Annotated in this window: 21 protein-coding genes; 6 read left to right on the top strand and 15 right to left on the bottom strand. The window is 63.6% G+C overall.

Going from position 1 to position 22,096, the window contains the following annotated elements; genetic code table 11:
- Window positions 1-4 precede the first annotated feature (4 nt).
- The 6 genes from fliJ to fliE are packed head-to-tail and all read right to left on the bottom strand — an operon-like array spanning window position 5 to window position 5,737.
- Window positions 5-457, bottom strand: a complete 453-nt coding sequence (gene fliJ / locus P5703_RS07050; protein ID WP_285585951.1) for a flagellar export protein FliJ — start codon at window positions 455-457, stop codon at window positions 5-7.
- 3 nt (window positions 458-460) lie between these two features.
- Complete coding sequence (fliI, locus tag P5703_RS07045) at window positions 461-1,819, bottom strand: flagellar protein export ATPase FliI (protein ID WP_285585949.1); 1,359 nt, start codon at window positions 1,817-1,819, stop codon at window positions 461-463.
- A complete protein-coding gene (gene fliH / locus P5703_RS07040) occupies window positions 1,809-2,582 on the bottom strand; it encodes a flagellar assembly protein FliH (protein WP_133456682.1) in 774 nt (257 codons plus the stop codon). Before fliH ends, fliI begins: the two co-directional genes overlap by 11 nt.
- Window positions 2,583-2,600: 18 nt before the next feature.
- Window positions 2,601-3,617: a flagellar motor switch protein FliG gene (gene fliG, locus P5703_RS07035; protein ID WP_011913700.1), complete on the bottom strand. Its 1,017-nt coding sequence runs from the start codon at window positions 3,615-3,617 to the stop codon at window positions 2,601-2,603.
- Window positions 3,610-5,394, bottom strand: coding sequence for a flagellar basal-body MS-ring/collar protein FliF (fliF, locus tag P5703_RS07030; RefSeq protein WP_049326201.1), 1,785 nt, complete (start codon window positions 5,392-5,394; stop codon window positions 3,610-3,612). The genes fliG and fliF overlap by 8 nt, the downstream gene beginning before the upstream one ends.
- 13 nt (window positions 5,395-5,407) lie before the next feature.
- Window positions 5,408-5,737, bottom strand: a complete 330-nt coding sequence (gene fliE / locus P5703_RS07025) for a flagellar hook-basal body complex protein FliE (RefSeq protein ID WP_011913702.1) — start codon at window positions 5,735-5,737, stop codon at window positions 5,408-5,410.
- Window positions 5,738-5,983: 246 nt separating this feature from the next.
- On the opposite strand from fliE, the gene P5703_RS07020 reads away from it, so the two are divergent.
- Window positions 5,984-7,171: a benzoate/H(+) symporter BenE family transporter gene (locus P5703_RS07020; protein ID WP_285531538.1), complete on the top strand. Its 1,188-nt coding sequence runs from the start codon at window positions 5,984-5,986 to the stop codon at window positions 7,169-7,171.
- Window positions 7,172-7,216: 45 nt separating this feature from the next.
- Here P5703_RS07020 and P5703_RS07015 read toward each other — a convergent pair whose 3' ends face one another.
- On the bottom strand, window positions 7,217-7,978 hold the full coding sequence (locus P5703_RS07015) for an SDR family oxidoreductase (protein WP_011913704.1): 762 nt from the start codon (window positions 7,976-7,978) through the stop codon (window positions 7,217-7,219).
- A 217-nt stretch (window positions 7,979-8,195) separates the two neighbouring features.
- On the opposite strand from P5703_RS07015, the gene P5703_RS07010 reads away from it, so the two are divergent.
- A complete protein-coding gene (locus P5703_RS07010; RefSeq protein ID WP_011913705.1) occupies window positions 8,196-9,200 on the top strand; it encodes an NADP-dependent oxidoreductase in 1,005 nt (334 codons plus the stop codon).
- 56 nt (window positions 9,201-9,256) lie between these two features.
- Here the strand turns inward: P5703_RS07010 and pyrF are convergent, their stop codons facing one another.
- The gene (gene pyrF, locus P5703_RS07005) at window positions 9,257-9,952 is read right to left on the bottom strand and encodes an orotidine-5'-phosphate decarboxylase (protein ID WP_017243975.1); all 696 of its coding nucleotides are present in this window, start codon (window positions 9,950-9,952) and stop codon (window positions 9,257-9,259) included.
- A 158-nt stretch (window positions 9,953-10,110) separates the two neighbouring features.
- On the opposite strand from pyrF, the gene P5703_RS07000 reads away from it, so the two are divergent.
- The 3 genes from P5703_RS07000 to P5703_RS06990 all read left to right on the top strand — a co-directional run bounded on the left by P5703_RS07000 (window position 10,111) and on the right by P5703_RS06990 (window position 13,942).
- The gene (locus P5703_RS07000; protein ID WP_011913707.1) at window positions 10,111-10,278 is read left to right on the top strand and encodes a DUF2897 family protein; all 168 of its coding nucleotides are present in this window, start codon (window positions 10,111-10,113) and stop codon (window positions 10,276-10,278) included.
- 114 nt (window positions 10,279-10,392) lie between these two features.
- Window positions 10,393-12,897: a bifunctional diguanylate cyclase/phosphodiesterase gene (locus tag P5703_RS06995; protein ID WP_285585945.1), complete on the top strand. Its 2,505-nt coding sequence runs from the start codon at window positions 10,393-10,395 to the stop codon at window positions 12,895-12,897.
- Between the two features lie 55 nt (window positions 12,898-12,952).
- Window positions 12,953-13,942 carry an IS5 family transposase gene (locus tag P5703_RS06990; protein WP_049341153.1) on the top strand — a complete coding sequence of 330 codons (990 nt, stop codon included), beginning with the start codon at window positions 12,953-12,955 and terminating at the stop codon, window positions 13,940-13,942.
- Between the two features lie 252 nt (window positions 13,943-14,194).
- Here the strand turns inward: P5703_RS06990 and P5703_RS06985 are convergent, their stop codons facing one another.
- The 7 genes from P5703_RS06985 to P5703_RS06955 all read right to left on the bottom strand — a co-directional run bounded on the left by P5703_RS06985 (window position 14,195) and on the right by P5703_RS06955 (window position 20,064).
- Entirely contained in the window at window positions 14,195-14,704 is a 510-nt protein-coding gene (locus P5703_RS06985; RefSeq protein ID WP_017243973.1) for a hypothetical protein, read from the bottom strand.
- Window positions 14,705-14,740: 36 nt separating this feature from the next.
- Window positions 14,741-16,171, bottom strand: a complete 1,431-nt coding sequence (locus P5703_RS06980; RefSeq protein ID WP_017243972.1) for an aminotransferase-like domain-containing protein — start codon at window positions 16,169-16,171, stop codon at window positions 14,741-14,743.
- Between the two features lie 106 nt (window positions 16,172-16,277).
- Window positions 16,278-17,075 carry an OmpA family protein gene (locus tag P5703_RS06975; protein WP_013983238.1) on the bottom strand — a complete coding sequence of 266 codons (798 nt, stop codon included), beginning with the start codon at window positions 17,073-17,075 and terminating at the stop codon, window positions 16,278-16,280.
- Complete coding sequence (locus tag P5703_RS06970) at window positions 17,072-17,425, bottom strand: DUF4398 domain-containing protein (protein WP_017243971.1); 354 nt, start codon at window positions 17,423-17,425, stop codon at window positions 17,072-17,074. The genes P5703_RS06975 and P5703_RS06970 overlap by 4 nt, the downstream gene beginning before the upstream one ends.
- An 11-nt stretch (window positions 17,426-17,436) precedes the next feature.
- Window positions 17,437-18,261: a substrate-binding periplasmic protein gene (locus tag P5703_RS06965; RefSeq protein WP_017243970.1), complete on the bottom strand. Its 825-nt coding sequence runs from the start codon at window positions 18,259-18,261 to the stop codon at window positions 17,437-17,439.
- Between the two features lie 123 nt (window positions 18,262-18,384).
- Window positions 18,385-19,314: an electron transfer flavoprotein subunit alpha/FixB family protein gene (locus P5703_RS06960; RefSeq protein WP_017243969.1), complete on the bottom strand. Its 930-nt coding sequence runs from the start codon at window positions 19,312-19,314 to the stop codon at window positions 18,385-18,387.
- Window positions 19,315-20,064 (bottom strand): electron transfer flavoprotein subunit beta/FixA family protein, encoded by a 750-nt coding sequence (locus tag P5703_RS06955; protein ID WP_013983240.1) that lies wholly within the window; start codon window positions 20,062-20,064, stop codon window positions 19,315-19,317.
- Window positions 20,065-20,395: 331 nt separating this feature from the next.
- Here P5703_RS06955 and P5703_RS06950 point away from each other — a divergent pair, with 331 nt between their 5' ends.
- Complete coding sequence (locus P5703_RS06950; protein WP_279641025.1) at window positions 20,396-22,051, top strand: electron transfer flavoprotein-ubiquinone oxidoreductase; 1,656 nt, start codon at window positions 20,396-20,398, stop codon at window positions 22,049-22,051.
- Window positions 22,052-22,096 lie beyond the last annotated feature (45 nt).

Here is a 22,096-nt window from a genome sequence, read left to right as displayed (position 1 = left end):
CCGCTCAGTGTTCCCGTGAACGACCGGCCAGACGCTGGGCGAATTCGTCGAGCAGTTTCTGTTCGCGCTTGTCCGCCGCGATACGGGCTTCGCGCTGATAGCTCTCGATGAGCTTGCTCAGCCCTTCCACCCGCGCGTGCTTTTGATGCCATTGCTGACGGACCTTGAGCAGATTGTCGCGATACCAGTTGACGCTACGCTGCTGCTGGCTGATGGCCGACTCCAGCTGCGACAGGAAGCGCTGATAGTTCATCAGCCACTGGCCGGAAACGCCTTGGCTACCCTGCTGCATCCACTGCTGCTGATAATCACGAAAGTACTGCTCGAGCTCGGCGAGCTTGGTTTCGGCCTGCGCGAGCTGGGTCTGCGCCTGCCCCAGCAGGCGCGCGGCATCCTGCTCGGCCTTCTCGGCCATCTCGATCACCGGCGCCAGGCGTGCCGCTCGGCTGGCCGCCATCGATTAGCCCGCCTGCCGAGGGGCGAACACCGCAGCCAATTGCGCGGCACTCTGGCTCAGCCCCTCGCTTTCATCGAGCCCCTGACGCAGGTAGCTGACCATTTCGGCCTGGCGTGCAATGGCCATATCGGTCTCCGGATCGCCGCCCGGCACGTAGGCGCCGACGCTGATCAGATCGCGGCTCTGCTGATAACGGGACCAGAGCTGCTTGAAGCGTTGCGAGGCGCGAACGTGCTCGGCGCCCACCACCTGTGGCATTACGCGGCTGATGGAAGCCTCGATGTCGATAGCCGGATAGTGGCCTTCCTCGGCCAGGCGGCGCGACAACACGATGTGCCCATCGAGCACACCGCGAGCAGCATCAGCGATCGGATCCTGTTGGTCATCGCCTTCGGACAGCACCGTGTAGAACGCCGTGATCGAGCCGCCACCCTGCTCGGCATTGCCCGCGCGCTCAACCAGGCTGGGCAGCTTGGCGAACACCGATGGTGGGTAGCCCTTGGTAGCCGGCGGCTCGCCGATGGCGAGGGCGATTTCACGCTGGGCCTGGGCATAGCGGGTCAGCGAATCCATCAGCAGCAGTACGTTCTTGCCCTTGTCGCGGAAATACTCTGCGATACGCGTGCAGTACTGCGCGGCACGCAGGCGCATCAGCGGCGCTTCGTCGGCCGGCGAGGCGACTACTACCGAACGTTTGATGCTCTCTTCACCGAGGATATTCTCGATGAACTCCTTGACCTCGCGACCGCGTTCGCCGATCAGCCCGACCACGATGATGTCGGCTTCGGTGAATCGGGTCATCATGCCCAGCAATACCGACTTGCCGACACCGGTACCGGCGAACAGACCGAGACGCTGGCCGCGCCCCACCGTGAGCAGCCCGTTGATACTGCGGATGCCGACATCCAGCGGCTCGCTGATCGGGTGACGCTTGAGCGGATTGATCACCGGGCCGTCCATCGGTACCCAGTCCTCGGCTTTCATGCCGCCCTTGCCGTCCAGGGCACGCCCTGCACCGTCCAGCACCCGGCCGAGCATCGACATGCCCATGGGCAGACGTCCGGTGTTGACCAGCGGCACCACACGCGCGCCAGGGGCGATACCTGCCAGGCTGCCGACCGGCATCAGATACAGCTTGCCACTGGAAAAGCCCATCACCTCCGCCTCGACCTCGGTAGGGTGATAGCTGTCGTCGTTGATCACCAGGCAGCGGCTGCCGACCGCCGCACGCAGCCCCTCGGCCTCCAGGGTCAGGCCGACCATGCGCAGCAGGCGGCCCTCCAGCAGCGGCTGGCTGGCCAGCTTGATCGCGTCACCGTAGGCTTCGAAACGTTTGGCGAAGCTGGTTCGCTCAAGGCGCATCGGACACATCCAGGTCGATAGTCAGGTCGGCTGCTGGCGGATGGGTCGCATTCTCCCGCTGCTGTTCGAAGAGCTGCTTGATGGCCTGGGTCAGACGCGTTTCGATACTGGCATCGATGCGGCTGTGCTCGGTTTCGATGTGGCAGCCGCCCGGTAACAGACTGCTGTCCTCGAGAATCCGCCAGCTTTCCTCGTGGCGTTCGCGCAACGCCTTGATCAGTTCGAAGTCCTGCGGGTTGACATGGATACGCACGTTGCTGGCCCCCATGGGCAGCAACTTCAGCGCCTCGCGCAGCACCTGACGAATCTGGCTGGAATCGATCAGCAGATCACGCTGGATCACTTCCCGGGCCATGTGGCTGACCAGGGTCGCCATGGCGTGCTCGAGATTGCGATCCTGATCGGCGATCGGATCGAGCAACTGTGTCATCAACCGCTCAAGGCTTTCCAGGCGTGGCGCCAAAGCGGCCTCGGCTTCCTGACGAGCCTTGAGCTGGCCCGCGTGGAAACCATCCTTTTCACCGGTGGCAAAGCCTTCGTTATAAGCCTGCTGGCGAATCGCCTCGAGCTCATCGAGCGTCAGCGGTTTGACTTCCTCGACCGGCACATCCTCACTGCGCGCCAACTCTTCGACTGGCTCGTCGACGTTCGGCTCCGCAGGCGGTTCCTCTTCACCCTGCGGGTCGAAGCTGGGCAATGACCAGCGATCGAACAGACTGACGTCTTTCGCGCGAATGAGGTCGCTGGGGTTGTCCTTCGCCATCTATGCAGTGTTGTCCTGTCAGATCATCTCTTCGCCGCCCTTGGAGCCGAGAACGATCTCCCCGGCTTCGGCCATGCGACGAGCAATGGTGAGAATTTCCTTCTGGGCATTTTCCACGTCGCTGACACGTACCGGCCCTTTGGCCTCCAGATCGTCGCGCAGCAGCTCACCGGCGCGCTTGGACATGTTCTTGAAGACCTTCTCCTTGATGCCGTCGTCGGCGCCTTTGAGCGCCATCACCAGCACGTCGGAGGATACCTCACGCAGCAGCACCTGGATGCCACGGTCGTCGACCTCGGCGAGATTGTCGAAGACGAACATCAGGTCTTCGATCTGGCTGGACAGGTCCTCGTCCACCTCGCGGATGGCGTCCATGAGCTGACCTTCGATGGAGCTGTCCAGGTAGTTCATGATGTCGGCCGCCCGCTTCACGCCGCCCAGGCTGGCGCGGCTGGTATTGGTGCTGCCGGAGAACTGCTTCTCCAGGATCAGGTTCAATTCCTTCAGGGCGGCGGGCTGCACGGTATTCAACGAAGACACGCGCAGCACGATGTCCAGGCGCACCTTGTGGTCGAAGTGGGACAGCACCTCGCCGGCCTGATCCGGATCGAGATAGGCCACCACGATGGCCTGGATCTGTGGATGCTCGTAGCGGATCACATCGGCCACGGCGCGCGGCTCCATCCACTTCAGGCTGTCCAGACCGCTGGTGTTGCCGCCCAGCAGGATACGATCGATCAGGCCGCCGGCCTTGTCCTCGCCCAGTGCCTGGGTGAGCATCTTGCGGATGTAGCCGTCGGAGCCAACGCCCAGACTGGTCTGGTCGCCGACGATCTCGACGAACTCGCTCATCACCTGCTCGATCTGTGCCTTCTGCACGTTGCGCATCTGCGCCATGGCCGTACCGACGCGCTGGACCTCTTTCGGACCGAGGTGGCGCAGCACCTGCGCCGCATCGGTCTCGCCCAGCGAGAGCAGCAGGATGGCAGCCTTGTCGACCTTGTTGAGCTTGGCTGGAACTCGATTGTCACTCATCGGCGTTGATCCACTCTTTCACCACCTGGGCTACCCGTCCCGGGTCATCGGCCACCAGGTTCTTGATCGCGTTCAGCTGGGCTTCATATCCCTCGCTGGGGCTTGGCAGCAGGATGTTCTGCGGACCGCTCAGGCTGACCCTGTCGTTGGTCAGGCCGCCATCCAGACCTTCGTCCTCGCCCAGTTCACCGGGCATGCCGGCCACCTGCAGTTCTTTACCGGCGTTCGGATTGGTCAGGCTCTTGAGCACCGGGCGCAGTACACCGAACACCAGGACCAGGATGAACAGCACGCCGAGCACCTGCTTGACGACATCCCAGAACCAGGGCTGCGAGTAGAACGGAATCTCCTCGAAGGTTTCACCGAAGCTGTCGGCGACGAAGGCGGTATTGATCACGCTGACGCTGTCGCCGCGGCTGGCGTCGAAGCCAACGGCGTCCTGTACCAGCCGGGTGAAGCGCGCCAGATCGTCGGCATTCCACGGCACGCGCACCATCTCGCCAGCCGCATTGAGCGACATCTGGTCGTCGACTACCACCGCCACCGACAGGCGGCGCAGGCGGCCATGCTGCTGCTTGGTGTAGCTGATGGAACGGTCGAGCTCGTAATTGCGCGTGGCCTGCTCGCGCTTGTCTGCCGGGAACGGCGCCAGCATCGGCTGGCCGGTCACCGGGTCCATGATCTGTTGACCGTTGGCGTCCACCAGCGGTTGGCCGGGCGCCACGGCACCGGCGGCCGCAGCGGCCTGATTGGCCTGCTCGGGAGCCGAAGCCGGGCCCGGCGGCTGGTTGCTCAGGGCACCCGGCACACCTTGCGGCGGCAGGCTGCTCTGGCGCTGTTCATTGACGCTCTGCTCGCTGCGCAGCGCCGGCTGGTCCGGGTTGAAGGTCTCCGAGGTGGATTCAACCGCGCTGAAATCCACATCCGCCGAGACTTCCGCCTTGTAGCGGCCACTGCCAAGCACCGGCTGCAGGATATTGTGCACACGCTGGGTATAGAGGCTTTCCATGCGGCGGCTGTAGTCGAACTGCTTGCCCGCCATGCTCAGCTCGGTCAGCTCCTGTTGGTCGGAGAGCAGGTTGCCCTTCTGGTCGACCACGGTGATCTGCGACTTGTTCAGCTCCGGCACGCTGGTGGCAACCAGGTTGATGATGGCCATCACCTGGCTCGGCTCCAGCGCTCGCCCTGGATAGAGTTCCACCAGAACCGAAGCGCTGGGCTTGCGCTCGTCGCGCACGAATACCGAGCTTTTCGGAATCGCCAGGTGCACACGAGCACCCTTGACGTTGTTCAGGCTGGAAATGGTACGACCCAGCTCACCCTCGAGGCCACGGCGATAACGGGTCGCCTCCATGAACTGGCTGGTGCCGAGGCCCTGATCCTTGTCCAGAATCTCGAAACCGATGTTGCTGTCGGCCGGTGCGATGCCGGCGCCTGCGAGCTTCAGGCGGGCACGCGCCAGATCATTGGCCTTGACCAGCAGGGCGCCGGAATTGGGTTCGACGGTATAGGCGATGTCCGCGGCGGCGAGGGTTTCCATCACCTGATTGGCATCCATTCCCGCCAGGCTGCCGAGCAGCGGGCGGTAATCGGGTTGCTGCGACCAGAGCACCACGGCAAAACCCATCGCCACGCTGGCCGCCAGCCCGACCAACAGGCCGATCTGCCGCAGCATGGACATTTCCGAAAGGTTTTCCAGGAACGACAGGCCCAGCAAGGGCTTCTTGCCACCCTCGGGGGTTGCCGGCACCGGAACGTTGCTCACCGCTTCAGCCATGATTCAATCCGCCTCACACCGGCATCTGCATGATGTCTTGGTAAGCCTGAACCAGCTTGTTGCGCACCTGGGTCATGGCTTGAAAGGAAACGCTGGCCTTCTGCGAGGCGATCATCACTTCGGTCAGGTCGACGCCGCCCTGCCCCATCTCGAAGGCAGAGGCGAGCTGGCTCGAAACCTGCTGGGTTTCGTGCACCTTGTTCACCGCCTGGCCAAGCATGTCGGAAAAGCTCGGCGCGCCGACCTCCTGGGTCTGGACCTCCGGCTTGGAACGCGCCATGGCATCGGTCTGCATGGCCCGCATTTCCAGCATCAAGCGATTGAATTGAACGCCCTGACTCATCTAATCCTCCAACAGCCGCGGTTTTTTTGACGCATCGCGCGGCGAGCAAAGACTAGATAGCAACAAGGGTGCCAGTTCGCAGGTGAAGCGCCTGGCGGGGCGATGACAGGCAGCAGCCTTTGCCGACTGTTACGCCCAACGCGCCTTTGGCTGTACCGGGACGCTGGCCAGCGCAGCCCCCTAGGCTTGTACCATAGGCTGCGGCGGCCGTCGGCCTCCCATCGCTCAGCAGAAGAACAGCAAAGAATGAACGAAATCAGTCGCAGCGCCCTGCGTCCTCTGAGCGACAGCTCGCCATCCACTGTCGTCGCCGGCTTCATTGCCATGCTCACCGGCTACACCAGTTCACTGGTGCTGATGTTCCAGGCGGGCCAGGCGGCCGGGCTGAGCGCCGGACAGATCTCGTCGTGGATCTGGGCGCTGTCCATCGGCATGGCGATCTGCAGCATCGGCTTGTCGTTGCGCTATCGCACGCCCGTGGTGGTTGCCTGGTCGACGCCCGGCGCCGCGCTGCTGATCACCAGCCTGCCCGGCGTCCCCTATGCCGAAGCGATCGGCGCCTTCATCTTCGCATCGGCCTTGATCGCGCTGTGCGGCATCACTGGCAGCTTCGACCGCCTCATGCGGCGGGTACCGGCGTCCCTGGCCGCCGCGCTGCTGGCAGGCGTGCTGTTCAACATCGGCAGCGAAATCTTCCGCGCCGTTGGTGTCCAGCCGGTGCTGGTGCTCGGCATGTTCTTCAGCTACCTGCTGGCCAAGCGCCTGCAGCCACGTTACGCAGTGCTGGCCGCACTGCTGGTGGGTTGCCTGATCGCCGAGGTTACCGGCCTGCTGGATTTCCAGCGCTTCAGCCTGCAGATAGCGGTGCCGGTGTGGACCACCCCGGCGTTCTCTTTCGCTGCCGTATTCAGCATCGGCATCCCGCTGTTCGTTATCGCAATGGCCTCGCAGAACATGCCGGGGCTTGCCGTGCTGCGCGCCGAGGGCTATCAGGTGCCGGCTTCGCCACTGATCTCGACAACGGGCATCGCCTCGGTGCTGCTGGCCCCATTCGGCTCCCACGGCATCCATCTGGCGGCGATCACCATGGCGATCTGCGCCGGCCCGGAGGCGCACCCCGACCCAGGCAAACGCTACACCGCAGCAGCCTGGTGCGGCGTGTTCTACGGCATCGCCGGTATCTTCGGTGCGACGCTGGCGGCGCTGTTCGCGGCCTTTCCGGCCGCGCTGGTGCTGTCCATCGCGGCGCTGGCCCTGCTCGGCTCGATCGGTTCGGGGCTGACCCAGGCGATGCAGCAGCCCAACGAGCGCGAAGCAGCGCTGATCACCTTCATGGTGACGGCATCGGGGCTGACGCTGTTCGGCATCGGCGCGGCGCTGTGGGGCCTGATCGCGGGGGTAATCACCTTGCTGATTCTGCGCCGCCGCAACTGAGCGGCGCTGAAGGGGGTGTCCGGCCAGGCAGCGTCGGGTGCGTCGTCAGATCGCCGTCGCACCACCATCCACTGCCAGGGCGTGGCCCGTGGTGAACGCGGCGCCGTCGCTGCACAGATAGAGCACAGCCGCGGCGATCTCCTCCACCTTGCCGATGCGCCCGACCGGGTGCATGGCGGCCGCGAACTCCGCTTTGCGCGGGTCGGCTTCATAGGCGCGGCGGAACATGTCGGTATCGATCACGGCCGGGCAGACGGCGTTCACGCGAATCTGCTTCTTGGCGTACTCGATCGCCGCCGACTTGGTCAGGCCGATCACCGCATGCTTGGACGCCGCATAGATGCTCATCTTCGGCGCGGCACCGAGCCCCGCGACCGATGCGGTGTTGACGATCGCTCCGCCGCCCTGGGCGAGCATGACCGGCAGCTGATGCTTCATGCACAGCCAGACACCCTTGACGTTGACGCCCATGATCGCGTCGAACTCCGCTTCGCTGCCCTCGGCCAGACGCCCCTGCTCGATCTCGATGCCGGCGTTGTTGAACGCATAATCCAGGCGGCCGTACTGCGCCAGTGTCTGCTCGATCAGCGCCTTGACCTGCTCGTCGCGCGTCACGTCACAACGAACGGCGATCGCCTCGCCACCCGCGGCGCGAATGGCCTCGGCGCCGTCGCGAATGCCCGCCTCGTCGATGTCCGCCAGTACCACCTTGAGCCCCTGCTGGGCGAATGCGAGCGCCGTGGCGCGACCGATGCCGGCCGCCGCGCCCGTCACCAGGGCGACCTGGCCGGAGAATGTCATGCTCATGATTGTTCTTCCCGAAGATTTTCGACTCGCTTTGTGCCTGAAATGACCACGCCAAGCGTCCCGGTCAGACTTATACCCTCATGCGTACGGGCATTTCACCGCCGCCGCGGTCATATCACCGAAGTGGATGCCTGTGCATTCCAGCGCTCCGACGTCCCTTGCAGCTGCGCGCCGGGCGAGCTACACCAAACCTTTCGCAACTACGAGGCAAACGTTCATGACCCTGCTCAACCAGCAATTCCTGCTCGCCCAGCGACCTGTCGGTGCACCGACCCGCGAGACCTTCGAGTTCGTCGAGAAACCGCTGGGCGAGCCTGGACCGAATCAGATTCTGGTCAAGGTCGAGTATCTGTCCATCGATCCGGCCATGCGTGGCTGGATGAACGACGCCAAGTCCTACATCCCGCCGGTGGGCATCGGCGAGGTGATGCGTGCACTGGGCGTGGGCAAGGTGATCGCCTCGCAGCATCCCGATTACAAGGAAGGTGATTACGTCAACGGCGCCCTGGGCGTGCAAGCGTACTACCTTGGCGAGCCGAAGGGCTTCTACAAGGTCGATCCGCAACAGGCACCACTGCCGCGCTATCTCTCGGCGTTGGGCATGACCGGCATGACCGCCTACTTCGCGCTGCTGTCGGTCGGCCAGCCGAAGGCCGGCGAGACCGTGGTGATTTCCGGGGCCGCCGGCGCGGTCGGCAGCATTGCCGGGCAGATCGCGAAGATCAAGGGCTGCCGCGTGGTCGGCATCGCTGGCGGCGCGGACAAGTGCCGGTTCCTCACCGAGAAGCTCGGCTTCGATGGCGCCATCGACTACAAGAACGAGGACCTGGCCGCGGCGCTCAAGCGTGAGTGCCCGAAAGGCGTGGACGTGTACTTCGACAACGTCGGTGGCGACATCCTCGACACGGTGCTGCAGCGCCTGAGCGTCGGCGCGCGGGTAGTGATCTGCGGCGCCATCAGCCAGTACAACAACAAGGAAGCGGTGAAGGGCCCGTCCAACTATCTGTCGCTGCTGGTCAACCGCGCACGGATGGAGGGCATGGTGGTCACCGACTACGTTTCGCGCTACCCCGAAGCGATGCGCGACATGGCCGAGTGGCTGGCCAGCGGCAAGCTCAAGAGCAAGGAGGACGTCATCGAGGGCCTGCAGACCTTCCCCGAAACACTGATGAAGCTGTTCACCGGCGGCAACTTCGGCAAGCTGGTCCTTAAGGTCAGCTGAGCGTAACGAGGTGAAGTCACAGGCCGAGCCCAGTGGCTCGGCCTTCTCGTTCGCGCTTACGCCAGCTCGGCTACCACGCTGGCCAGCGCGCTCGCCGGGTCCGCGGCCTGGCTGATCGGGCGACCAATAACCAGATAATCGGACCCCGCCGCCATGGCCTGAGCCGGAGTCAGAATCCGGCGCTGATCGTCCTGGGCACTACCCGCAGGCCGGATACCCGGTGTAACCAGTTGCAGCGCCGGGAACTGCGCTTTCAGCGGCACGGCTTCCTGGGCCGAACACACCAGTCCGTCCAGCCCCGCCTGGGCGGCAAGACCGGCCAGACGCAGTACCTGCTCCTGCGGCGCGACATCCAAGCCGATGCCGGCCAGATCGTCCTGCTCCATGCTGGTCAGAACGGTGACGCCAATCAGCAGCGGCGCGGGGCCGGCCATGCCGGCCAGGGTCTCGCGACAGGCCGCCATCATCCGCAGGCCACCGGAGCAATGCACGTTGACCATCCACACACCCAGCTCGGCAGCGGCTTTCACCGCCATCGCCGTGGTGTTGGGGATGTCATGGAATTTGAGGTCGAGGAAGACTTCGAAATCCATTGCCTGCAACGCCTCGACGATCGCTGGGCCGCAGCGAGTGAACAGCTCCTTGCCGACCTTCACCCGACACAGCCGCGGATCGAGCTGCCTGGCCAATGCCAGTGCGGCATCGCGGGAGGGGAAGTCGAGCGCTACGATAATCGGAGTCTGGCAGGTCATGGCATGTCCTCGAGAAATTCGGCGCGCATTGTCGCAGAAAATGTCCCATGCGACGAAAGCCTCGGCGCAGGGTCCAAACAGGCATGATCAGCAAAACGGTGACCGCTCGGGCGCACCCAAGTAAAGTGCGTAAACCGCTCGCCTGTCTGGAGGAACCCATGCCCTGGTATTTCTGGCTGATTCTGGTCGTCGCGCTCGGCTCGATCGTCGGCAGTCTGTTGATGTTGCGCTCCACGGCCCGGAAAATTCCGCTCACCGACGAGCAGAAGAAGCGTATTGCCCAGCGCAATGCCGAGGCCGACGCACAGGAGTCGCGCGACCGCTGAGCGCCGACCGATGCCGGGCGCAGGTACCGGCAGACGTTTACAGATGCCCGCCGCACTCAATAGTGGCACTATGCCCGTTTGCCGCGATCATGCAGTTCTGGCAGGACTTTCTTAATGCAATCTCCCCTCCCCGTTGACGGCCCGACCAACCCGAAGGCCAAGGCGATCTTTGCCCGTCGCATTCTCCCCGGCATGGTCGCGCTGCTGGTGGCGGCAATCGTCGCGGCCGCTTTCGCGGTCGTTCATATCGCCCGCAAGATCGACCAGGACGCCCTGCAACAGAGCCGTTTTCTCGCTGGCAAGGCGTTGCAGGCACAGCACGAATGGATGAACCGCTCCATCGTCGACTACGCCTTCTGGGGCGACGCGTACGTGCACCTCAATCAGCAGGTCGATGTGAACTGGGCATTCACGCAGGCCAATCTTGGCCCTTCGCTGTACAAGGATTTCGACTACGAGGCGGTACTGGTGATCACCCCGACGGGCGAAACCCCGTACGCCGTCATCCAGGGCAAGCTGCAGTCGGTGGATGCGTTCCAGTATCTGCAGCACGGCTTGCCCGAGCTGCTGACGCGGGCCCGTGCTGCGGCTGAGAATGACGCCGGCGCCTCGGCCCTGCTCTGGGTCGACGGGCAACCCGCGGTGGTCGCGGCTGCGTCGCTGGCCACGGGTGGGGCAGATATCGAAGAGCACGAAGGACCACCATCCACGCTCGTCTTCGTCGATGTGCTCGACACGGCGCGGTTGGAAGCTATCGGCGGGCAGTACGCTGTGGAGCAGTTGCGATTGCTCGGCGAGCCGTCGGACCAGACCGGGCCGATCATCAGCCAGACGCTGGAGGATGGAACAGCCGTTCACTTCACCTGGACGGCGCCACAGCCGGGGCGCCTGTTGCTTCTGGTCACCCTGCCCGTTCTCGCCGCCGTGGCGATCGGCCTTGGGCTGCTGGCCTGGCTGCTGGTGCGCCATGCGCTGCGCATGATGCACCTGCTCGACGTCAGCTACGCACGACTCGCCTCCAGCCGCTCAGCGCTGGCCGAGAGCGAGGAGCGCTTCCGCGATGTGGCGGAAGCGGCCTCCGACTGGATCTGGGAGACCGACGAACAAGCGCGCCTGACCTTCCTTTCCAGCCGTTTCCGGCAGATCACCGGCCACGAACCGGCACAGTGGCTGGGCCGCCCGCTGCTGGAGCTGCTGATCACCGACAGCGCCGCGCTGCAAAATTGGCTCGAGGCGCCCCACAGCGCACCGCTGCGCAGCAGCTACCGTGCCGCCGATGGCTGCGAGCGCTATTGCCGGCTGGCTGCGCGCACCATCCAACACGACGGCAAGCTGCTCGGCTACCGCGGCACCGCCAGCGACGTGACCGAGGAGACCCGGGCACAGGCGCGGGTTCAATACCTGTCGCAGCATGACGCACTGACCGGGCTGCCCAACCGCAGTCGCCTGCGTGATTACCTCGAGCAGAACCTGGCCTCGCTGCGTAGCGGCTCGACCCTGACGCTGCTGTATATCGACCTCGACCGCTTCAAACCGGTGAACGACACCCTTGGCCATGCGGCCGGCGACGAAGTGCTGATCGGCGTCGCGTCACGTCTGCGCGAGCGCACCCGCGATGGCGACCTGGTGGCGCGCCTGGGCGGCGACGAGTTCGTCGTCGTGCTCCATCGCATGGGCGAAGACAACGATATCGATCGGCTGTGCAACCGAATCATCGATGCGCTGAGCGCTCCGTTCATCTACGAGGATCAGCAGATCAGCATCGGCGCCAGCATCGGCGTGGCGCTGGCGCCGACCGACGCCAACCAGGCCAATGAACTGTTGCGCTGCGCCGACATCGCGCTCTACCAGGCCAAGGACGCCGGCAGAGGCACCTGGCGCGCCTACGGCCGGGAGATGGATCAGCGCCTGCATGAAAGGCTGCGCCGCGAAGAGGAACTGCGCGTGGCGATCACCGAGCAGCAGCTCGAGGTGCACTACCAGCCGCGTTACCAGAGCCAGGGCCTGTACATCATTGGCGCTGAGGCACTGGTGCGCTGGGATCATCCGCAACGCGGCATGCTGTTACCCGAGCAGTTCATCCCGCTGGCCGAGGAAACCGGGCTGATCATCCCGCTCGGCCGCTGGGTGTTGCGTCAGGCCTGCCAGCAGGCGGCGCGCTGGCCGGGCGACACGGTGGTATCGGTCAATCTCTCACCGCTTCAGCTGCATGATGATCGGCTGCTGGAAGAGATCACCCAGGCACTGGCGGACAACGGCCTTGCCGGCAACCGCTTGGAACTGGAGGTGACCGAGAGCGCACTGCTGCGCGAAACCCAGAACACCCTGGAGTTGCTCAAGCGCATCAAGGCGCTGGGTGTTCGCCTCGCGGTGGACGACTTCGGCACCGGCTATTCGTCCCTGACCACCTTGCGGCACTACCCCTTCGACGTGATCAAGATCGACAACAGCTTTGTCGCCGGCATCGGCCAGTCCATCGAAGATCACTCCATTGTCCGCGCCCTGATCGAGCTGGGCCGTGGCCTGCGGATGCGGGTGACGGCCGAGGGCGTGGAAACCGAAGAACAGCTGCGCCTGCTGACCGACGACGGCTGCACGGAAGTGCAAGGGAAACGCTGATTTAACCCCGTCCCCGTAGAATGCCCCGGTCATCCCGATAGGCGCAACCATCCAGATGAAACAGCAAGCCAGCTTCGCCGATCTCGAGTACTCGGCGCGTCGCAAGCCGACGCGGCGGGAGAAGTTTCTGACCGACCTGGATCGTCTGGTGCCGTGGTCGCAGCTGGCGGCATTGATCGAGCCGCACTACTACCGCGGTGAGCGCGGTCGTCCGCCGGTCGGTCTGGAAACGATGCTGCGCATGTATCTGTGCCAGAACTGCCTGGGCCTGTCGGACGAAGGAATTGAAGATGCCATCGTCGACAGCATCGCGGTGCGTCGCTTCGTGGGCATCGACCTGATCGAGCGTCAGGCGCCCGATGCCACCACGCTGCTGAAGTTTCGCCGTCTGCTTGAACGTCACGAGATGCCGGTGCGCATCTTCGCGCTGATTCGCGAACAGCTCGGTCAGCAAGGGCTGATCCTGCGCGAAGGCACGATCGTCGACGCCACCTTGATCGCTGCGCCCCCCTCGACGAAGAACAAGGAGGGCGAGCGCGACCCCGACATGCACCAGACGAAGAAGGGCAAGCAGTGGTATTTCGGCATGAAAGCGCATATCGGTACGGATGCGCACACCGGCATCGTTCATTCGCTTGCCGCCACGGCGGCGAACGCCTCCGACGTGAGCCAGACGCACAAGCTGCTGCATGGTGAGGAGAAGCACGTGCATGCCGACGCCGGCTACCAAGGCGCAGACAAGCGTCCCGAACTGAAGGAGTGCGAGGCTGAGTTTGTCATTGCACGTCGCCGCTCAACCTACAAGAAGCTGGACAAGACGGACCCGAGACGCCAACTCATCGAGCAGGCGGAGCACGCCAAGGCGAGCATCCGCTCGAAGGTCGAGCACGCGTTCCATGTGGTGAAGAACCTGTTCCGGCATCGCAAGTGCCGCTACAAGGGTCTGGCGAAGAACACGGCGCAGTTGCATGTGCTGTTCGCGATGGCGAATCTGGTGCTGTCGCAGAGAAGTCTGTGCGCGCCCTACAGGACAGGTGCGTCCTGAGGGCGAGAAATCGGGGTGATGAACCCCGAAAGGGCCTCGGGTTGATGATTCGGGGCTGAAAAAGAGCCGAAATTCGATGTCATGACGATGCGAATTTCGGAGTTGCTGCCTCATGGACGAAAAATCCCGGACGGGTGGCTTTGATCAGCGTTTCCCAAGGTTTCCACATGAGCCATCCGCTGCCTGCGCAGGACCTATGGACGATGTTGCATGCAGCGGAGCGCCAGAGCTAGGCGCGCCGATGGAGCAGCATCAGCGCTTGAATTCGAACTGGATTTCCGCACCTTCGATCAGCGATTCGTCATCGTCTTCGCCCGAGATCAGGCGACCGCCGATCTGCATCGAGCGTGACGGTTTCGCCGCGTCGAAAAGCGGCGGCAGCAGGCGGATGGATTCGCTGCTTGGCGCAGGCATCAACTCTTCGGCCAGCTCTTCCGGCAGGCGTAGGTCGAGCACCGGCTCGACGAGCTCGAATTCGGCCGGCTTCTCCGGCTGCTTGGCTGGCGCGGGGCGCGGTCGAGCCGCGGGCTGAGGTTCGGGCTCCGGAATGCTGATCTGCACAGGCGGTGGCTCGGTTTCCGCTGCCTGCTCCACCGGCGCCACCTCGATATCCAGATCAGGCGGCGCCTGTGCCTCGTCAACGGGCTCCGCTGCCGGTTGCTGCGACTGTGGCGTTTGCCGCTCGGCATCCCGAGGTTGCTCCTCGCGCTCGCATCCACCGAGCAAGGCCAACAACAGCAACAACAGGGGCGGCCTCGGCATCGGCATCTTTCCTCACGACGAACGACTCAGGTGCATCTATTGTGCGTTCCGGCACAGCTCCGACGCCAGTTGCCCGAGCGTACGCAGCGCCCGCTCGGTTTCATGATTCCACGGCAGGCCACAGTTGAGCCGTATGCAGTGGTTGAACTGCTCGGTGTTGCTGAAAATCAGACCCGGCGCGATGCTGATGCCCTGCTCCAGCGCCCTCACGTGCAGTTCCTGAGTATTGACCCGCACCGGCAGACTGACCCAGAGAATGAAGTTGCCCTTGGGCCGCGTCATCTGCGTGCCTTCCGGGAAATAGCGCTGCACCGCCAGCTGGAAAGCGCTGAGGTTCTTGCGGTACTCCTGGCGGATCGCCCGCAGGTGTCGATCATAGCCACCATTCTCCAGGTACGCGGCCACCGCCATCTGCGTCACGCTGCAGGCCGAATGGGTACTGAAGGTCTGCAGGCGCTCGATCTCCGGTTGATGGCGTCCGGCGATGACCCAGCCGATACGCACACCGGGTGACAGGGTCTTGGAAAAACTCGAGCAATAGATGACCCGCCCGTCCCGGTCGTTGGACTTCAGCGCCTTGTACTGGTCCTGCTCGAACATCAGCTCACCGTAGATATCGTCCTCTACGATCTGGATGTCGAACCGGGCCGCGAGGTTCAGCAATTGCTTCTGCCGGTGGTCGGGCATGCTCACACCCAGCGGGTTGCTCAGCCGCGCCGTGAGCACCAGCGCCTTGATCGGCCATTGCCCGGCTGCCAGCTGCAGCGCCTCGAGGCTCATGCCAGTATCAGGATCGCTGGGAATTTCGATGACCTTGAGTCCCAGCAGGTCCGCCAGTTGCAGCAGGCCGTAATAGGTTGGCGATTCGGCGGCGATCAGATCACCGGGCCGGGTCAACACCCGCAGCGACATTTGCAGTGCATCGACGCAACCATGGGTGATGACAATCTCGCCGGGATCGACCACCACGCCGGCGTCGCGCATGCGGATCGCCACCTGACGACGCAACGGCTCGTAGCCGGGACTGAACATGTAGCTGAACGCCCGTGGGCTCTGGAAGCGCGTGACCTTGGCAAGTTGCTGGTGCAAAGCCCTGACCGGCAGATAATCCACATGCGGCACGGCGGCACCCAGCGGAATCAGCCCTTCGCGACGGGACTCGCTGAGCACCTGGTTGATGATGCTGCTGCGCGTGACCAGCGTGGGTCGCTCGACCCGCGCGATATCGGGTGTCGGCGCGGTCAGGACCGGCGTCTGGTGGACATAGAAGCCGGACTGCGGACGCGCCCGGATCATGCCCTGATCCTCCAGGTTGGCGTAGGCCTGCAGCACCGTCGCGTGACTGACGCTCAGCTGCCGGCTCATCTTGCGCACCGAAGGTACACGTTCGCCAGGCCGATACACTCCCCGCCGGATGTCCTCGGCGAGCTGCTGGGCAATGCGTTGATAGAGCAACAGATTGGTCATCTCGCCGGTCTCCCGCCAACTGAACCGTAACAGTAGCTCAGCGGAACACCTGCGGACCAATACAGTTACGCAGCATGTGGGCGAAACAGTCTATCCAGACGGGGCGCTAGCGGTCCGGGCCGAGATTGCCCGCCGCATCGGAAAACAGTATTTCCACGCGCCGATTCTGCGCGCGCCCGCGTGCAGAGGCGTTCTCGGCGATCGGAAAGCGCTCGCCGTAGCCGCGCACCTCGACGCGCTCGGCTTCGATGCCCAGGCTGATGAGCAGGTCGGCCACCGTTTGCGCCCGCGCGCGCGATAGTTCGAGATTGGCTTGCGGATCGCCACGGCTGTCGCTGTAGCCTTCGATGCGTACCTTGCGCTGCGGATTGAGCTGAAGAAAGTGCACCAGCTTGAGCAAGGTTCGGTTGGCCGAGTTGCCAAGCTCGGCACTGTCAGGGTGGAAAAGCACGTCCCCCAGGGTCATCACCAGACCTCGGTCGGTCTCGCTGGCGGCCAGGCTCATCATCTGGTCTTCCAGCCAGCGCCCCTGCTGTTCAGCGGTCATCAGCTGGGCATCCTGCAGCATGCGCCGCAGTCGGTCGCGCTCCATCTCCAGACGCGCCACCTGCTCCTGATGCTGCAACAGTTCGCCCTGCTGCGCGGCGATCTCGCTGTAGCGTCGGCTCAGGTAAGCGTAATGGCGAGCGTCTTCGGCTCCCCCCCAGTAGTCATTGAAGCGTTCGGCGCGCTGCAGGGTCTCCAGCGCTCGCTGCAGGTCCTTCGGCGCACCGCGCTGAACCATGCCGTCAGCCTGAATGCGCTCCAGCGCGGCCGACGCCTGGGCGAGCTCATGCTCAGTGTCCTGGCTCGAGCAGCCGGCCAGTGCCAGCGCGGCCATGACGAGGAAGAAACGCATGTTCACCGGACCTCTCCCAACTGCTGGCGTAGACGCTGGATGCGTCGATTCAGATCGTCGATCTGTGCCTGGCGCTGATCCTTCAGCACACGCGCCTCCGCCAGGCGGGCATCCAGCTCCGCCTGCTCGGCCAGCATGCGGGCCTGACGATTGTCACCGGCTTGCAGCGCTGCACGCGCAGCGTTCAGCTTGCTTTCGGCCAGTGCCAGTTCCTCATGGGCTCTGGAGGCCTCCATGGAGCGGGCCTGCGCCACGGCCTGCTCGCTCAGCTGCAGCTGAGCGGTCGGTGCGGGATCGCTGGCACATCCGGCCAGCATGAAGAAGGCCAGTGATGCGCTGGGGAAGAGACGTTTCAACACGCTGAATCCTACTTTTTCGAAGCCTTTGGCCGCTCCGCCTGCTGGTTTTTCCAGACGGTCAGGTTGTGCGCCACCAGCTGTTCCGGCACACCTGCGGCGCGCAATTCTGTCATTTTCCGCGCCAGTTGTCCGCGCAGCCAGGGATCGTTGCAGGCCGAATCGTGCGAGATGGCCAGATGCATGTCACGCCCTACCACTGGCGGATCAAGCCGCTGAATCTTGTCCAGCAAGCCCGATGCATCCGCCGCGGCAACCGTGCTGTAGCGCTCGTGCAACAGGTAATCACTGCCGCCGGCGACCAGTCTCTGCAAGCCCTGGTCGAGGCTGTTGACCTGCTGCAACTGCAGGCTGCTCTTGGCGAACGCATCGAACTCGCTGCCGAAACGGCCGGCGCCAACGGTCAGCCCGCCGTGCCCCTTCAGGTCCTCGCGGCTGGCATAGAAGAAGCCCGGCTCGTTGCGTACCCAGGCGACGGTCTGCAGCTGGATGATCGCCGGGTGCACGAAATCCAGCTCTTCCAGGCGCTGCACGTTGAGGGTCGCATCGGCCAGCACATCGACCCGACCGCTGCGTACCTCGTCGAGCGCCTTCGCTCGATCGCCCGTATAGAGCAGATCCAGCTTCAGTCCGAGGGAATCGGCGATCTGCCCGAGCAGATCGGCATTGGCACCGATCAGCCGTTTGGGGTTCTGCGGATCGCGCCAGAGAAACGGCGGGTTGTCCGCGGCACCGGTTGCCACCAGGCGATCACATTTTCCCGCGGCCGTTGCCGTGAGCGGCGTCGCCAGGGTCAACGCGATCAAGGCCGATTTCAACGCAAAGGCGAAACGCATGAAAATCCTCTTAGTGCGGTTGAGCGGGTGCGAAACGGTTGCGCCGATGGTACACCGACGAACCCGCTGACCGCCCATGAAAAAACCCGCTACATGAGCGGGTTCTTTCGACAGCGATCAGCTTCAGACGAGCCGTTCCAGCTCCGGAATGATCTCGAACAGATCGCCAACCAGGCCATAGTCGGCAACCTGGAAGATCGGGGCTTCCTCGTCCTTGTTGATCGCAACGATCACCTTGGAGTCCTTCATGCCGGCCAGGTGCTGGATGGCACCGGAGATACCGACGGCGATGTACAGCTGCGGTGCGACGATCTTGCCGGTCTGGCCGACCTGCATGTCGTTCGGCACGAAGCCGGCATCGACCGCGGCGCGGGATGCACCCACCGCGGCGCCGAGCTTGTCGGCCAGCGAGTACAGGTGCTTGAAGTTGTCACCGTTCTGCATGCCGCGGCCGCCGGAAACGACGATCTTGGCAGCGGTCAGTTCGGGACGGTCGGACTTGGCCAGCTCTTCGCCGACGAACGCGGACTTGCCCGCATCGCCAGTACCGGAGATCTGCTCAACCGCAGCCGAGCCACCGGTGGCGTTCACGGCATCGAAACCGGTCGAACGCACGGTGATCACCTTGATCGGCGCGCTGGATTGCACGGTGGCGATGGCGTTACCAGCGTAGATCGGGCGCTTGAAGGTGTCCGGGCTTTCCACCGAGATGATCTCGGAGATCTGGTCGACGTCCAGTTGCGCGGCAACGCGCGGCAGGAAATTCTTGCCGTTGGTGGTGGCAGCGGCCAGTACATGGCTGTAGTTCTTGGCCAGATCAGCGATCAGCGGCGCGACGTTCTCGGGCAGCTGGTTGGTGTAAGCCGCATCGTCGGCGACCAGTACCTTGGCTACACCTTCGATCTGTGCGGCTGCTTCGCCGATGGCAGCGCAGCCGCTGCCGGCTACCAGCACGTGGATGTCGCCACCGATGGCCTTGGCGGCGGCGACGGTGTTCAGGGTAGCGGCCGCGAGGACGGCGTTGTTGTGTTCAGCGATAACCAGGATAGTCATTTAGATTACCTTCGCCTCGTTCTTCAGTTTCTCGACCAGTTCAGCCACGGACTTGACCTTGATGCCGGCGCTGCGGGCAGCCGGTGCTTCGACTTTCAGGGTCTTCACGGTGGACGTGGTGGCGACGCCCAGCGCATCCGGGGTCAGCACTTCCAGCGGCTTCTTCTTGGCCTTCATGATGTTCGGCAGCGACGCGTAGCGCGGCTCGTTCAGACGCAGGTCGGTGGTGACGATCGCCGGCAGGTTCAGCGCGACGGTCTGCAGGCCGCCGTCGATTTCGCGGGTGACGTTGACCTTGTCGCCAGCCACTTCCACCTTGGAGGCGAAGGTGCCCTGGGCATAGCCGGTCAGCGCGCCGAGCATCTGGCCGGTCTGGTTGTTGTCGCTGTCGATTGCCTGCTTGCCGAGGATCACCAGTTGCGGCTGCTCCTTGTCGACCACGGCCTTGAGCAGCTTGGCAACCGCCAGGGAGTTCAGTTCGTCGTTGGACTCGACCAGCACAGCACGATCGGCGCCCAGCGCCAGTGCGGTGCGCAGCTGCTCCTGGGCAGCGGTCGGGCCGATGGAGACGACAACGATTTCGCTCGCCACGCCCTTCTCTTTCAGGCGAACCGCTTCTTCCACGGCGATCTCGCAGAAGGGGTTCATCGACATCTTGACGTTGGCGAGGTCAACGCCGGAGTTGTCCGCCTTGACGCGAACCTTGACGTTGTAATCGACCACTCGTTTGACAGCTACAAGAACCTTCATGGATTCCTCGTTACTCTCCGGTGAATAGAATTCCGCCGAGGCGAACCGAGCCTTGCTCGTGGCTTGGGGTTTCGATAGCCGCTGCCCTGTTCGGCGAGTGCAAACCGTCCGTATCTTGACCGCAGGCCGCAGACGGGGTCAACAACGCATATGACCCGTCATAACCTCGCGGTTCGGCCGATTCTAACAGGCTTCCAGAAAATTCAAACAAACGTTTGTATTGGACCGATTCGAGCGTCTATATATAATGCGCCGGCCCGGCTCGGTCAGGGGCCGATCACAGCCCTCCACCACTTATATAACAACCAAGCCCTGAGTAGGAGAAAGCCTAATGGAACGCGAATACATGGAATTCGACGTTGTCATCGTCGGCGCCGGCCCTGCAGGCCTATCCGCAGCCTGCCGCCTGAAGCAAAAAGCCGCCGACGCTGGTCAGGAAATCAGTGTATGCGTCGTCGAGAAAGGCTCCGAAGTAGGTGCCCATATCCTGTCCGGCGCGGTCTTCGAACCTCGTGCGCTGAACGAACTGTTCCCCGACTGGAAAGAACTCGGCGCCCCGCTCAAAACGCCGGTCAAGCGTGACGACATCTATCTGCTGAAGACCGCCGAAGCGGCCAGCAAGCTGCCCAATGCGCTGGTCCCCAAGACCATGCACAACGAAGGCAATTACATCATCTCCCTGGGCAACCTGTGCCGCTGGCTCGCCCAGCAGGCCGAGAACCTGGGTGTCGAGATCTACCCGGGCTTCGCCGCCCAGGAAGCGCTGATCGACGAAAACGGCATCGTGCGCGGTATCGTCACCGGTGACCTGGGCGTCGATCGCGAAGGCAACCCGAAAGAAGGCATGTACACCCCAGGCATGGAGCTGCGCGCCAAGTACACGCTGTTCGCCGAAGGCTGCCGCGGACATATCGGCAAGCAGCTGATCAACCGCTTCCAGCTCAACGCCAATGTCGACCCGCAGCACTACGCCATCGGCATCAAGGAGCTGTGGGACATCGATCCCGCCAAGCACGAGCAAGGCCTGGTCGTGCACACCGCGGGCTGGCCGCTGAACGACGAGAACACTGGCGGCTCGTTCCTCTATCACCTGGAAAACAATCAGGTCGTGGTCGGCCTGATCGTCGATCTGTCCTACAGCAACCCGCACCTGTCGCCGTTCGACGAGTTCCAGCGCTACAAGCACCACCCGGTGATCAAGCAGTACCTGGAGGGCGGCAAACGCGTTTCTTACGGCGCCCGCGCCATCGCCAAAGGTGGCCTGAACTGCCTGCCGAAGATGGTCTTCAACGGCGGCGCACTGATCGGCTGCGACGCCGGTACCCTGAACTTCGCCAAGATCAAGGGCAGCCACACCGCGATGAAGTCCGGCATGCTGGCCGCCGAAGCTGCGGCGGACGCGCTGCTGGCCGGTCGCGAAGGTGGTGACGAGCTGAGCGCCTACGAAGAAGGCTTCAAGAACAGCTGGCTGTACGACGAGCTGTACAAGAGCCGCAACTTCGGCGCTGCCATTCACAAATGGGGCGCAATCAAGGGTGGCGCGTTCAACTTCATCGACCAGAACATCTTCGGCGGCAAGATTCCCTTCACGCTGCACGACACAAAGCCGGACTACGCGTGCCTCAAGCCGGCCGCCGAGTCGAAGAAGATCGAGTATCCGAAGCCGGACGGCAAACTGAGCTTCGACAAGCTCAGCTCGGTGTTCCTCTCCAACACCAACCATGAGGAAGACCAGCCGGTTCACCTCAAGCTGACCGACCCAAGCATCCCGATCGACAAGAACCTGCCGCTGTACGACGAGCCGGCTCAGCGCTACTGCCCGGCAGGCGTCTACGAAGTGGTCAGCAACGACGATGGCAGCAAGCGCTTCCAGATCAACGCACAGAACTGCGTGCACTGCAAGACCTGCGACATCAAGGACCCGGCGCAGAACATCACCTGGGTCGCGCCGGAAGGTACCGGTGGGCCGAACTACCCCAACATGTAAGCAACGAAAAAGGCTCCCTCGGGAGCCTTTTTTATGCCGTTGAAA

This window comes from Stutzerimonas sp. FeSN7 (assembly GCF_030263795.1).
Taxonomy (GTDB): Bacteria; Pseudomonadota; Gammaproteobacteria; order Pseudomonadales; family Pseudomonadaceae; genus Stutzerimonas; species Stutzerimonas stutzeri.
Note: the sequence above shows the minus strand (reverse complement) of the source record. Positions and strands in the feature narration are given on the sequence as shown.